Origin of the sequence: Lysinibacillus halotolerans (assembly GCF_003711845.1) — a bacterium.
In the GTDB taxonomy this organism is placed as follows: Bacteria; Bacillota; Bacilli; order Bacillales_A; family Planococcaceae; genus Ureibacillus; species Ureibacillus halotolerans.
Genome location: NZ_RHLQ01000027.1, coordinates 1 through 12,671, shown reverse-complemented (window position 1 = coordinate 12,671; position 12,671 = coordinate 1). Strand labels below are relative to the sequence as shown.

The following is a 12,671-nucleotide window of genomic DNA, read 5'->3' as shown; positions in this document are numbered from 1 at the left end:
TGGCCCTGAGGTGGATGTTTTTTTGTTTTATCGATCTGTTACACCTGGTGTTTGGTTGAAATAAGCAACTTCTTCATCAAATTCTGCATAGTCGAAATAAATCATTGGGAATAAATAACGATGGTTTGTTTGCAATTCACGAATAATCGCATGGTCGCGCCCAGCTGCCTCAACTACACCTCGAACTGATACAGTATTTCCATTACCACCGCCTGTAGCTGTAGGAACAGTAAAATGGAAAGTAGCAGGCTTTCCTCTGTTTAATCTTAAAATGTTTTCAATATAAGATTCTTCGCCTCTCATTCCAGCTCCTGTTGTACCTGTTTGTGGCAAAGTTGTTCCACTTGGAACGGAAACAGGTGGAGGTGTTTGAGTTTGAGGGAAATATTGTTGACCTGTTTGTGGATAAAATTGTTGCTGTCCGAATTGAGATTGAGGGAAACCTTGTTGTTGTCTTTGACCACTTGGACTCCAATAATAAACCAACCAAAAACATCCTTTCATTTAAAATATTTAAGTACTCATTAACTTAGATATTCGCCTGGGCAGGAAGGAAAGAGAACGATAAAAAGTCCATAATAGTGTCTACTAGGCAGGCAAAATTTTGTTATGAATCTTTTCAACTCTAGGGGCAACTATCCCTACAATATGTTTCTCTCCAAAAAACCAGACCGTCTACACTGACCCTATTCACACGATACTTCCGACAATAGCATTTCTAAATTTCTGTCTCCTTTTTGCCACAGGAGTTTCATAGGCTAAGCAGGGGAATTGGGCTTCAGTAGATAGTTTTACGCCGTTTTTCCAAAGCTCCCTATATTAATGTATGCTTTTACTACCATTTAAGAATAAATAAATGATAAAAAAATGCCTATGACATTAATTTATGATTGGAGTACTAATTGGTTCGTAAAAATTGAATGAAACGATTAAATGATTAATAAAATAGTACAAAGGAAGAGTTTCGATAAAAGATTGAATTTGAATAAATCCGGGAATAATAAATGATGACGTAGTGAAATTATGTGAAGATAAAGGAGCTCAACCTATGCAGATTGGTATTTGGGTTGGAATTGTCATCAGTGCGATTATTTCATTTCTAGTCGCATTTTTTTACGAACAACCATTGCATTGGTATTTGTTTGTATTAATTTTATTTATCGGATTTTTAATTAATACAATTATTCTTATTTTGAAGACAAAGGAAGATGAAAAAAACGAGACGTAATGTCGAAGGAATTCGACCACGTCTCGTTTTTTATGATTGAAAAGTATACGCTTACTAATTACTTGTTAACTGTTAAAAATTGAACTAATTTATCGTTATCTAACAAGTTGCCGACTAAGAATTCACCAAATTCTCCATAACGTGCTGATACTTCATCGAAACGCATTTCGTAAACGATCTTTTTAAATTGAAGCATGTCATCAGAGAATAAAGTGACACCCCATTCGTGGTCATCTAAACCAACTGAACCAGTAATGTATTGTTTAACTTTTCCTGCATAGCTACGGCCAATTAAACCGTGGGAACGCATTAATTCACGACGTTCTTCCATGTTTAGCATATACCAGTTATCATTACCCTCACGACGTTTGTCCATTGGGTAGAAGCAAACATACTTAGTACGTGGAAGCTCAGGGTATAAACGGGCACGAACATGTGGATTTTGATAAGGATCTTCGTCAGAATCCTTAGCTAAATAGTTAGAAAGTTCCACTACAGAAACATAAGAATAAGTTGGAATCGTAAAATCAGCGATTGCTAATTTATTAAATTCTGCTTCCAATTCTTGAAGTTCTTCAGGTGTTTCGCGAAGAATCATTAACATAAAATCTGCTTTTTGCCCGATAATTGAATAAAATGCATGGGAGCCAGTTTTTGCTACATGGGCTTCGTTTAGTTTTTCTAAATATTGTACAAATTCATCTACTGCTTTTGTACGTTCTTCTGCAGAAACTAATTTCCAAGATGCCCAATCAATCGCACGAAAATCATGTAGGCAATACCAGCCATCTAATGTAATTGCTGCTTCGTTCATTAGTAAACACTCCTTAATTGATAATCATTCACAATTATCTTAGCATAAATTTAAAATAATTCCTTGTTAGAAGAAAGGGATTTTGTTGGATGTCACCAATTCGTCATTAGTATAAACAATCAGACACGTTCAAAAGACGTTTAAATCATTCATCTTTCTTATTAATGAAATAAAAACAAGAAGAAAACATTGATTAAGAGATGTTTTCATGTATGCTTAATTTACAGTAAATTGTTTTTCTTAAGGAGTAATTGAATATGCATCCGTTATTACAACAACAAACATGGCGGTTTATAGACCAGTCTCTTATAATGAAAAATCGAACACCCCTCGAATCCTTTGCGATGGATGATACCCTTTGTCAACTTGTAGGACAATTACAATCAAGTCCAACAGTTCGTACATGGGTTCATGATCAGACAGTTGTTCTTGGTATTCAAGATCATCGATTACCATTCATTCAAGAAGGTATTCAATTATTAAATAATAATGGATATCGAGCAATTGTCCGCAACTCTGGTGGTCTTGCAGTTTTATTAGATAGTGGAGTATTAAACATTTCTATTATTATGTCAGAACAGGCTGGAACAATCCATATTAATTCTGGATATGACATGATGGTAGACTTCATCAAATTACTATTTCCTGAAGCCGCTGAAAAAATAGAAGCTTATGAAATTATCGGTTCTTACTGTCCAGGATCCTATGATTTAAGTATAGATGGAAAGAAATTTGCAGGTATTTCCCAACGTCGATTAAGACAAGGAGTTGCTGTGCAAATTTATTTATGTATCGAAGGTAGTGGCAGTAATCGGGCAAAATTGATTAAAGATTTTTATGATATCAGTTTAAAAAGGGAAAAAACAAAATTTGCTTATCCAACGATACAACCAGAAGTAATGGCTAGTTTAAGTGAATTATTAAATAAAAGAATCACAGTTCAAGATACGGTTTTCCGTATTCAAAATGTGTTGCAGCAACTAAGCAATGAAACTCACTTATCCTCTTTAAATGAAGAAGAAATGGAACTATATTCCTTTTATTTGAAACGAGTTTTTGAACGGAATGAAAAAATGTTAAATAAAAAATAAAAAAACGTGGATGCGCCGTTAATTTGGCACGTCCACATTTTCTTTTTCACTACTACTATTTGAATAGTTTGCAACTAAATTTCCGTTTTTCTCCATTTTAAATACTGGAGCAACACGTGGTTCATCTTCTTCTAGTGTTACTAATCTACGAGCGCGATTCATGATTTGAACGAATTGCTCGTAATCTTCACGAATTTCTTTATTCTCTTGTTCTAGTCGTTTTAATTGATTTTCTAATTCTTTAATTTTTTCGGTTGCTGTATTGGCAATATGACGCCATTTAGTAGCTTCATTGTCATTCCCAGTTTGATGCTGTAAACGCAATAAATAGGCAATGACAATATCGAGATTTAATGCGGATAACGGAATTGATTTTACTTCTTCGCTATTTTGAGAATTTGGTAGTAAATAAACACCTTGTGAACGGCGTCTACCATTCATTCCTAATACTCGCATTCTCTCTTTTCTTTCTTTTTTTGCTTCAGCAAGTTCTTTTTCATATAGACGACGAACGACAGCATTCCAACGGAAACCACATGCAGCTGCTGTTCGATTTAATGCATCACCTGCTTCCTCGAAGGCGTTTAATTGTGTACTACCTTCTTTTACATGTCGTAATACTGCTTCAGCTAATAGTTCATCATTTTCTTTTAGCCAAGCATCCTGTCTAACTTTCACCATTTTTTTAACCTCCTGTAAAGTTCATAGTTTTGTTAGTTCAAAACTTATCGTGTCCAAGATGTTCCAATTTTATTCAATTATTTTTATATTTATAGGAAATAATATGTATTGGCCTATCGAACAATAGGATTTTGAAGGTAGAGTTTGGCTAGAATGGGGAAAAAAGATTTTGATAGCCAATGGTATTTTAAGACCTTTGACTGATATGTAAAGTTTTGACTTGAACAGGTATGATTTGTTAGGCTAAAATATCTGTTAGATTATTTTTTTCGAAAAACGAATAGTGTAAGTATATAAAACATACAAAAAGAAAGGGTTGTAGACAAGATGGCAAACGAATTTCGTGTTTGCGATGAATGTCAGGCCGTTAATTTAAAAACGTTAATTCCTAAATTAAAAGATATTGATCCAGATGCAACGATTGAAATTGGCTGTCATTCATATTGTGGTCCTGGTCGAAAAAAAACCTTTACTTTTGTAAATGGTAGACCGGTTGCAGCACTTACTGAAGAAGAATTGATGGAAAAAGTGAAAGCAAAACTTAAATGAGCATAATAGGGTGCTATCTTCTAACGAATAGAAGATAGCTTTTTTACTATTTACGAGTCATTTTAACAGGAGTTTGATGTATTTCCTTCAAAACTCACATATAATAGTATTAACAAAACTGGGAGTGAGGTGCGGTCTATGGAAAATTATGCAAATGCTAAATTGCTAGAAGAAAAAGTATTCAAAGATCCTGTGCACCGTTACGTTCATGTACGTGATCAGGTTATTTGGGATTTAATCGGTACAAAGGAATTTCAAAGGTTGCGTAGAATACGACAATTAGGAACGACCTATTTAGTGTTCCATGGAGCTGAGCATAGTCGTTTTAATCATTCCCTTGGAGTTTACGAAATTGTACGGCGTATTACGGATGATATATTCCGTGGACGACCTGAATGGGATGAAGGGGAACGATTACTCATTCTTTGTGCGGCATTATTGCATGATTTAGGACATGGGCCGTTTTCTCATGCTTTTGAAAATGTATTCCAGACAGATCATGAATATTTCACAAGACAAATTTTACTTGGAGAAACAGAGGTAAATGGCGTACTAAAAAGAGTTTCAGAACAATTCCCTGAAATGGTCGCCCAAGTAATCGAGAAAAAGTATCCAAATGAACTTGTAGTGAGTCTAATTTCTAGTCAAATCGATGCGGACCGGATGGATTATTTACAGCGGGATGCTTATTATACAGGTGTAAGTTATGGTCATTTTGATATGGAACGTATTTTAAGGGTGATGAGACCACGGAATGGACAAGTTTTAATTAAATCGAGTGGGATGCATGCAGTGGAAGATTATATTATGTCTCGTTATCAAATGTATCTACAAGTCTATTTCCATCCAGTTTCAAGAAGTGCAGAAGTTTTATTGAATAATATATTAAAAAGAGTGAAGCAATTAAATGAGGAAAACTATCCTTTTATAGTAGAGCCAGTTCATTTTAAAGCATTTTTCGAGAATAATATAAACTTAGACGATTATTTAGCATTAGATGAATATATTTTATTAACCTACTTCCAATATTGGACAAAGGAACAAGATTCGATTTTAAGCGATTTGTGCACTCGTTTTATGAATCGTAAACTGTTGGGATATGTTAATTTAAATCCAGAGGAAGAACCTGAACGTTTTCGTCGTTTGAAAGAGCTACTAGAGGCGGCAGGAGTTAATACAGAGTATTATTTTTACCATGACTGTACATCAGATTTACCTTATGATTTCTATCGTCCAGGTAAAGAAACTACAAGACTTCCAATTTTCTTATTGATGCCTAATGGTGAGATTCGTGAGTTATCTCAAGAGTCTTTAATCGTGGATTCAATTGCTGGTCGTATTAAAACGGATCATAAAGTGTACTATCCAAAAGAAATTTTACAGAACCCATCGGTTGATTCGGAGCTTAAAAAAGAGTTGCAGAAAGTGTTATTTAGTTAAAAATGAAAAGCATCTTAAAGTTGAGGTTCCTAATGACTTTAAGATGCTTTTTGTTCGTTTATTTTATTTATCAATAGCTCTTACGCCACCAGTAGCGTAGTGGTTTTTAGACATTTCTTCAAGCACGATTGTGACAGCTTCTGGTTTCGCGTTTACTGTTTCAACAATAGCTTCCGTTACTTTTTCTACTAAAGCTTTTTTTTGTTCGTCAGTACGACCTTCTAATAATTTTACAGTTACAATTGGCATATTACATCCTCCCAAGTGGATAAAAGTAGTGTATATTCATTATAATAGGCTTATACGGAGGGATTTACAATGGCAAATGGAGAAACACCAAAGCAAAAATTAGGCTTTACAATTATTAAAAATGATCCAACAGACGGTCATAAAGGGTTTGGTATCGGATCGTTGTCTTTAGAAAATGTATCGCCAGTGATTATTGATATAGAAGAAAAACAAGCATTTATTGATATTGGTGCGATGCATGCGAAGAGCGATGTAGAGCGTGGTATTAAATTCACAACGAATCGTGAGGACTCTGCTGGCGGTAAACCTTATTGGTTAGTTTGGGTAACGATTGATTTTAGAGAAGTTGGCCCTTATTTTGCAGGAGTAACTGCCTGTGAAATGGTTGTAAACCGTGAAAAAAGACGAGGTTATAAAATATTAGCTGATCACGTAAATAAAATGGATAAATCGATGAAACGTAAAATTATTGTGGATCATATGGATGATGAATCGAAAAAAGTTCTTGCTGAATTTTTAAAGTCCCATAACATTGAAATGTGGGAAAATAGTGAAGAACAACTTCGAAAGGATTTAACGGTTTAAGAATAATTTTATATAGTATATTTTTTTGAGAAAATATTTCAGAATTAAAACGAATCATTTAAAATGTCAATACTTTTTTGAAATACGCCATAAAAGAATTTGAACAATTTGTGAAAAATAGTTTTCTGTTTTAATCCGTTATTGAAAGTAAGTTTGAAAAAAAGTACACTGAAACTAAGCTTGCAATAGTAAGCTAGGACACTTGGCAACCCGATTTGCTTGAGACTTATGCGGCATTTGTACAATCCCAAGCCGAATGCCCCATGAATCTCAAGCTTTCGATTTGCCAAAAAAAAAGCTCTCTCTTAGTGTCGGAAATCATTCCGAATAAGAGAGAGCTTTTTTGTTGAATATAATATTTTAGTTAAAGAAATCTTTAAATGCTTCGAATGGGAATAGATCTAAAAAGTTATTCCAAGAATCATCATCAAAGAAATCCGACGATGAACATTTTTCCGTTGGCACATCTTCTTTCTTTAAGTAGACCATTCTTTGTTTTGGACAAGCATCCGTTGCTAATTTCCCAGTCTCAATATCAATGAGAACTCCTTCTACACCTTCTGGCGCTTCGAAATTTTCATTTTGTTTATCTTTATTGATTGTTTCCATAAAGTCTATCCAAACTTGCTTCGAAGCAGCCATATCTTGTTGGACAGAAAGGGTTTTTCCTTGATCGTACCCATTCCATACACCTGCAGTATAACTTGGTGTATAACCGACTAACCATTGATCGCTGACAGTTGTACCTGATTTTGCTGCGTAAGTATGTGTCATACGCGGCCGTAAAGAAACACCGGTAGCTGGAGAGTAGTCACTATAAACAGGATCAAAAATCCCTGTCATCATATCGGTTAATAAATAAGCATCCTCTTCGGAAATGACTTGTTCCGCTTTTGGTTTTTTATATTTATAAACCGTTTCACCTTTTGAATTTTTAATTTCTAAGATCGTTGTAGGCTTCGTTTGTTTACCTTGATTTGCAATCGTGTTATAGGCATTTGTTAAATCATATAGAGATGTTTCAATCGTTCCAAGGGCAATGGATGGATTGTTAGCATTGGAATAGTTTAAATTGAAACGTTTTAACATATCCTCGTACTTTTCATAGCCAATTTTCTCTAATGTTTTAACAGCGTAAATATTATCAGAAATAGCAATAGCTTGGGCTAACGTCATTTCACCATCTGCAAATTCACCATTAACATTTTGCGGTTTATAAGTTGCCCGACCATTATCATAAGTGAAAACCGTCTCTCCTACATCTAAAAAGGTTAAAGGAGTAAATCCATTTTCTAATGCAGCTGCATATAAAATTGGTTTAATGGAAGAACCAGGCTGACGTACTGCTTGAGTAACTCGATTAAAGGAACTTTCTTCATAATTTCTTCCACCTACTAAAGCAGTAACGTGTCCTGTCTCAACATCCATGCTGACAAAACCAACTTGTAAATCACTGTCAGGCATGTTGTCGGCGATTGCTTCTTCAGCAGCCTTTTGGTGGGCTTGATTCAACGTTGTTTTAATAGTCCAACCGCCTTCAACGATGTTGAGATTTTCTTTTTCTAATATTTCACTAGCTTCTTGCCAAACCGTATCCAAAAAGTAAGGAGCGACAGAATTAGAAGCAGTCCATTGATCATTTTTTAAGACAATTTCCTCTGAATTTGCCCGTTTTCTTTCATCCGCTGTAATGTATTGTTGATCTTCCATTAATTTTAAAATGATTTGTTGGCGATCCATCGCTTTTTCATAATCATTAATTGGGGAGTAAATGCTTGGTCCTTTAGGAATACCTGCTAATAAAGAAGCTTCAGCTAAAGTTAATTCACTTGCAGATTTTCCAAAATAATATTTGCTGGCTGCTTCTATGCCATACATACCGTGGCCATAGTTTACGGTATTTAAATAGCCCTCTAAAATTTCATCTTTGTCATAGAAAATTTCTAATCTATATGCATAAAGAGCTTCTTGTAGTTTTCTTGTCCATGTCTTATCGAGGGTTAAATATAAATTACGGGCCAATTGCATTGTAAGGGTACTAGCACCTTCTGCCATACTTTGGGTCTTTAAATCTTTTAGTAACGCACTAGCAATTCGAGAATAATCAAACCCGTTATGTTCATAAAAATCTTTATCTTCAACTGCTATGGTCGCATCGATTAAATAGGGTGAAATTTCATCTAATTCAACCCAATAGCGTCTTTCAGCAGTTAAATAGTCTCCAATTTTGTTACCATTACTATCTAAAAACACGGATGTTTTAGGAACGGTTAGTGGGGGAGCACCAGCGATTTGAGCATAAATTCGTAATGTAAGCAGAGATATACCTACCGCACATATGAGCGCTACAATAGAAAAAGCAGAATACTTCACCCATTTTTGACGTTTTAACTTTCGTCTATAGCTTTGTCTTTTCATCCGTATTTCACCTCAAATCTTTTAGCTAAAGTTAGTATGGACGTGATTATTTACCTTTAATCGAATTTATACATAAAAAAACTGTTGCAAGTTATCGAAAAACATCTATACTTTTTTTCTGTATGTAAAAATTATACGAAAAAAGTCGAATAAAGTTTCGAACAGTACGTTAATCGGAATTTTCTGGTAGTTTTTAAAAATCAAAACTTCGTTTAATGAAGGTAATTTATAGTAAAAATGATTTAATAGGAAGCTAGAGTTAACATTAGTAAACAAAATATGATAAATTCAATTTTGTCATTGAAAATAACTATATGAAGGTGATTATAAATGAGATTTGATGAAACATATTCAGGAAATGTATTTATTAAAAGTCATCCAAATTATGAAGAGTCGAAAGCAGTCCTTTATGGAATGCCAATGGACTGGACTGTAAGTTATCGTCCAGGTTCGCGTTTTGGTCCGGCTCGTATTCGAGAAGTATCTATTGGATTAGAGGAGTATAGTTTATATTTAGATCGAGAGTTAGATGAAGTAAAATTCTTCGATGCTGGGGACATTCCTTTACCATTCGGAAATGCTGAAAAATCTTTAAAAGAAATTAAAGATTTCGTAAGAAAAGTGTTAGCTGATGGAAAAGTTCCAATCGGTATGGGAGGGGAACATTTAGTATCTCTACCGGTTATGGAAGCTGTTTATGAAAAATATAACGATTTAGCAATTATTCATTTTGATGCCCATACGGATCTTCGTACTGATTATGAAGGGGAGCCTTATTCCCATGCGACACCTATTCGAAAAATCGCAGAACAAATTGGTCCGAAAAATGTTTATTCCTTTGGAATTCGCTCAGGTTTAAAAGAAGAGTTTGAGTGGGCAAAAGAAAATGGTATGCACATTTCTAAATTTGAAGTGTTAGAGCCATTAAAAGAAGTGTTACCTACTTTAGCTGGACGCAACGTATATGTAACGATTGATATTGATGTTTTAGATCCGGCCCACGCACCAGGTACTGGAACGGTGGATTGTGGTGGTATAACATCAAAAGAATTGTTAGCTTCCATTCATGCAATTGCTGGTAGTGAAGTTAATGTAGTTGGTTGTGATTTAGTTGAAGTGGCACCAATTTACGATTCATCAGAAATGACTGCTAACACTGCTTCGAAGCTATTGCGGGAAATGATTTTAGGTTGGATAAAGTAAGGAATAATTAGGAAATGCTAATTATGAAGAGGGCATGGGGGACGATTACGTTTTCCATGCTTTTTTCCATATTCACGAGTTTCATCTTGATAAAAATCATTAATTCATCCTATAATAAAAAGGTTATCTATATAAGTAAATGAAAGCCCGAGGAGCTGACCTCAGAAATGAGTGTAGTAGAAACAGATGTTAAAATTAAACTAAATTCCACTATTATACCGACAGATGGAGAGTCTGAAAAATATGAAATGTGGTTAAGTGGAACTTTTATAAAAAAATCAGGTAAGACCTATTTACGTTATGTGGAAGAATTGGAAGAAAAAAAGATTCGTACAACGGTTAAACTTGGCGATAAGCAAGCTCTTATTTTACGTAGTGGTGGAGTAAAAATGAGACTACCCTTTAATGCTAGTCAAGATGAAAGAGGCCATTATGATACCCAATTTGGGACATTACCTATCATTACTAGAACCCATCAATTGGCCCATGAATATCATGAAGAAAGTTTAATTAGTGGAACATTTAATGTTCAATATGATCTCATCATTAGCGGGCAATCCGTTGGAAAATATACGTTGGAAATTCAATATTCGGAGGGACAAAAATGAATGCAGTAGAACAATTGCAACAGTCAATTAAAGAAGTTTTAAAAGTAGCTGTGGAAAAATCAGGCTTAGTTGAAGAAGGGGCACAATATGCTATTCATCTTGAGACGCCTAAAGATAAGGCAAATGGTGATTTTGCCACTAACTTAGCGATGCAATTAACAAAATTAGCAAAAAAACCACCTCGCGCTATTGCTGAAGCGATTTTAGAAAACCTTGTAACAGAAGGTACAGACATTGAAAAGGTGGAAATTGCTGGACCAGGGTTTATCAACATTACAGTTCGTAAAGATTTTCTTGCAGATGTAGTAAAAGCCGTAAAAGAGCAAGGGGAAAATTACGGTCGCACTACCACTGGAAACGGACAAAAAATTCAAGTAGAGTTTGTATCTGCTAACCCAACAGGAGATCTTCATTTAGGTCATGCCCGCGGAGCAGCATTTGGTGACTCATTATGTAATGTGTTAGATTTTGCAGGCTACGATGTTTCCCGTGAGTACTATATTAATGATGCAGGGAATCAAATTAACAACTTGGCCTATTCTTTAGAAGCTCGCTATAAACAAGCGTTAGGCATGGATGCTCAAATGCCAGAAGATGGTTACCATGGCCAAGATATTATTGATATTGCAGGTAAATTAGTAAATGAATTCGGTCGTACTATTTTAGATAAATCCGATGAAGAACGTTTTGAATTTTTCCGTGAGCACGGCTTAAAACTAGAATTAGATAAATTAAAAAATGATTTAGCAAACTTCCGTGTAAACTTTGACGTTTGGTATTCTGAAACTTCTTTATACAAAAATGGCAAAATCGATGTGGCATTAAATAAATTAAAAGAAAACGGCCATGTATTTGAAGAAGAAGGGGCTACTTGGTTCCGTTCTACAACATTCGGAGATGATAAAGACCGTGTTTTAATTAAATCAGATGGTTCTTATACTTATTTAACGCCGGATATTGCTTATCATGAAGATAAAATTCAACGTGGTTTCGAAAAATTAATAAACATTTGGGGTGCTGATCATCATGGTTATATCCCACGTATGAAAGCAGCTATTCAAGCCCTTGGATATGACCGTGAGAAATTAGAAGTTGAAGTTATTCAAATGGTTCAACTTTATAAAAATGGCGAAAAATATAAAATGAGTAAACGTACAGGTAACGCAGTAACGATGCGTGAATTAGTTGAAGAAGTAGGAATCGATGCAGTACGTTACTACTTTGTAAAAACTGCCTGCGATTCCCATATGGACTTTGACTTAGATTTAGCTGTTTCCCAATCAAATGAAAATCCAGTTTACTATGCTCAATATGCCCATGCTCGAATTTGTTCGATTCTTCGTTCTGCACAAGAACAAGGATTTGCTGCATCATTGGATTACTTAAACTTATTAACTGCTGAAAAAGAAGAAGAGGTATTGAAAAAAGTTGGGTCATTCCCACAAATCGTAGCAGAGGCTGCGAAACATCGTACTCCTCACCGTATTGCAAACTTTATACAAGATTTAGCGGCTTCATTCCACAGCTTCTATAATGCGGAAAAAGTTCTAAATCCAGATAATAAAGAATTAACAGAAGCACGTCTTTCTTTAATTAACACTGTTCGTGTAACATTGGCTAATGCATTAAAATTAATTGGTGTAGCCGCTCCTGAAAAAATGTAAAATCATTAACCAGTCTCAAAATGATATGCCCCGTAAAAGTTAGACACCAATCTAACTTTTACGGGGTGTTTTTTATGACTAAAATTACAAAAGATGAAAAAATACGAATATTATTACGTTATGTAAATGGACAAGAAAGTG

General features: G+C 34.8%; 13 protein-coding genes. 8 read left to right on the top strand and 5 right to left on the bottom strand.

What is annotated here, in order from left to right; translation table 11 throughout:
- Positions 1-27 precede the first annotated feature (27 nt).
- Positions 28-486, bottom strand: coding sequence for a spore coat protein GerQ (locus EC501_RS18485; protein WP_241559325.1), 459 nt, complete (start codon positions 484-486; stop codon positions 28-30).
- A 562-nt stretch (positions 487-1,048) separates the two neighbouring features.
- On the opposite strand from EC501_RS18485, the gene EC501_RS11420 reads away from it, so the two are divergent.
- Positions 1,049-1,228 carry a hypothetical protein gene (locus EC501_RS11420; RefSeq protein ID WP_122972429.1) on the top strand — a complete coding sequence of 60 codons (180 nt, stop codon included), beginning with the start codon at positions 1,049-1,051 and terminating at the stop codon, positions 1,226-1,228.
- 58 nt (positions 1,229-1,286) lie between these two features.
- On the opposite strand, the gene hemQ is transcribed toward EC501_RS11420, so the two are convergent.
- Positions 1,287-2,042: a hydrogen peroxide-dependent heme synthase gene (gene hemQ / locus EC501_RS11415; RefSeq protein ID WP_122972428.1), complete on the bottom strand. Its 756-nt coding sequence runs from the start codon at positions 2,040-2,042 to the stop codon at positions 1,287-1,289.
- Between the two features lie 257 nt (positions 2,043-2,299).
- Between hemQ and lipL the strand changes: the two genes are divergently transcribed.
- On the top strand, positions 2,300-3,133 hold the full coding sequence (gene lipL, locus EC501_RS11410) for an octanoyl-[GcvH]:protein N-octanoyltransferase (RefSeq protein WP_122972427.1): 834 nt from the start codon (positions 2,300-2,302) through the stop codon (positions 3,131-3,133).
- Between the two features lie 18 nt (positions 3,134-3,151).
- Here the strand turns inward: lipL and EC501_RS11405 are convergent, their stop codons facing one another.
- Complete coding sequence (locus tag EC501_RS11405) at positions 3,152-3,814, bottom strand: RsfA family transcriptional regulator (RefSeq protein ID WP_122972426.1); 663 nt, start codon at positions 3,812-3,814, stop codon at positions 3,152-3,154.
- A gap of 327 nt (positions 3,815-4,141) precedes the next feature.
- On the opposite strand from EC501_RS11405, the gene EC501_RS11400 reads away from it, so the two are divergent.
- Both EC501_RS11400 and EC501_RS11395 read left to right on the top strand, forming a co-directional pair.
- A complete protein-coding gene (locus tag EC501_RS11400) occupies positions 4,142-4,363 on the top strand; it encodes a YuzB family protein (RefSeq protein ID WP_122972425.1) in 222 nt (73 codons plus the stop codon).
- A gap of 138 nt (positions 4,364-4,501) precedes the next feature.
- On the top strand, positions 4,502-5,803 hold the full coding sequence (locus tag EC501_RS11395; RefSeq protein WP_122972424.1) for an HD domain-containing protein: 1,302 nt from the start codon (positions 4,502-4,504) through the stop codon (positions 5,801-5,803).
- Between the two features lie 63 nt (positions 5,804-5,866).
- Here the strand turns inward: EC501_RS11395 and EC501_RS11390 are convergent, their stop codons facing one another.
- Positions 5,867-6,052 carry a 2-hydroxymuconate tautomerase gene (locus tag EC501_RS11390; protein WP_122972423.1) on the bottom strand — a complete coding sequence of 62 codons (186 nt, stop codon included), beginning with the start codon at positions 6,050-6,052 and terminating at the stop codon, positions 5,867-5,869.
- Positions 6,053-6,121: 69 nt separating this feature from the next.
- Here EC501_RS11390 and EC501_RS11385 point away from each other — a divergent pair, with 69 nt between their 5' ends.
- Positions 6,122-6,637, top strand: coding sequence for a YwhD family protein (locus EC501_RS11385; RefSeq protein WP_122972422.1), 516 nt, complete (start codon positions 6,122-6,124; stop codon positions 6,635-6,637).
- A gap of 360 nt (positions 6,638-6,997) precedes the next feature.
- Here the strand turns inward: EC501_RS11385 and EC501_RS11380 are convergent, their stop codons facing one another.
- A complete protein-coding gene (locus EC501_RS11380; protein WP_122972421.1) occupies positions 6,998-9,055 on the bottom strand; it encodes a transglycosylase domain-containing protein in 2,058 nt (685 codons plus the stop codon).
- 330 nt (positions 9,056-9,385) lie between these two features.
- Between EC501_RS11380 and speB the strand changes: the two genes are divergently transcribed.
- The 3 genes from speB (at position 9,386) to argS (ending at position 12,530) form a co-directional block, all read left to right on the top strand.
- Entirely contained in the window at positions 9,386-10,258 is an 873-nt protein-coding gene (gene speB, locus EC501_RS11375) for an agmatinase (protein WP_122972420.1), read from the top strand.
- A gap of 167 nt (positions 10,259-10,425) precedes the next feature.
- Positions 10,426-10,866: a YwiB family protein gene (locus EC501_RS11370; protein ID WP_122972419.1), complete on the top strand. Its 441-nt coding sequence runs from the start codon at positions 10,426-10,428 to the stop codon at positions 10,864-10,866.
- A complete protein-coding gene (argS, locus tag EC501_RS11365; protein ID WP_122972418.1) occupies positions 10,863-12,530 on the top strand; it encodes an arginine--tRNA ligase in 1,668 nt (555 codons plus the stop codon). Before EC501_RS11370 ends, argS begins: the two co-directional genes overlap by 4 nt.
- The last annotated feature ends 141 nt before the right edge of the window (positions 12,531-12,671 follow it).

What these genes read in the sequence shown, in the direction of transcription:
- EC501_RS11420 (WP_122972429.1), top strand. Translation starts at nt 1,049, where the DNA reads ATGCAGATTGGTATTTGGGTTGGAATTGTCATCAGTGCGATTATTTCA.
- hemQ (WP_122972428.1), bottom strand. Translation starts at nt 2,042, where the DNA reads ATGAACGAAGCAGCAATTACATTAGATGGCTGGTATTGCCTACATGAT.
- lipL (WP_122972427.1), top strand. Translation starts at nt 2,300, where the DNA reads ATGCATCCGTTATTACAACAACAAACATGGCGGTTTATAGACCAGTCT.
- EC501_RS11405 (WP_122972426.1), bottom strand. Translation starts at nt 3,814, where the DNA reads ATGGTGAAAGTTAGACAGGATGCTTGGCTAAAAGAAAATGATGAACTA.
- EC501_RS11400 (WP_122972425.1), top strand. Translation starts at nt 4,142, where the DNA reads ATGGCAAACGAATTTCGTGTTTGCGATGAATGTCAGGCCGTTAATTTA.
- EC501_RS11395 (WP_122972424.1), top strand. Translation starts at nt 4,502, where the DNA reads ATGGAAAATTATGCAAATGCTAAATTGCTAGAAGAAAAAGTATTCAAA.
- EC501_RS11390 (WP_122972423.1), bottom strand. Translation starts at nt 6,052, where the DNA reads ATGCCAATTGTAACTGTAAAATTATTAGAAGGTCGTACTGACGAACAA.
- EC501_RS11385 (WP_122972422.1), top strand. Translation starts at nt 6,122, where the DNA reads ATGGCAAATGGAGAAACACCAAAGCAAAAATTAGGCTTTACAATTATT.
- EC501_RS11380 (WP_122972421.1), bottom strand. Translation starts at nt 9,055, where the DNA reads ATGAAAAGACAAAGCTATAGACGAAAGTTAAAACGTCAAAAATGGGTG.
- speB (WP_122972420.1), top strand. Translation starts at nt 9,386, where the DNA reads ATGAGATTTGATGAAACATATTCAGGAAATGTATTTATTAAAAGTCAT.
- EC501_RS11370 (WP_122972419.1), top strand. Translation starts at nt 10,426, where the DNA reads ATGAGTGTAGTAGAAACAGATGTTAAAATTAAACTAAATTCCACTATT.
- argS (WP_122972418.1), top strand. Translation starts at nt 10,863, where the DNA reads ATGAATGCAGTAGAACAATTGCAACAGTCAATTAAAGAAGTTTTAAAA.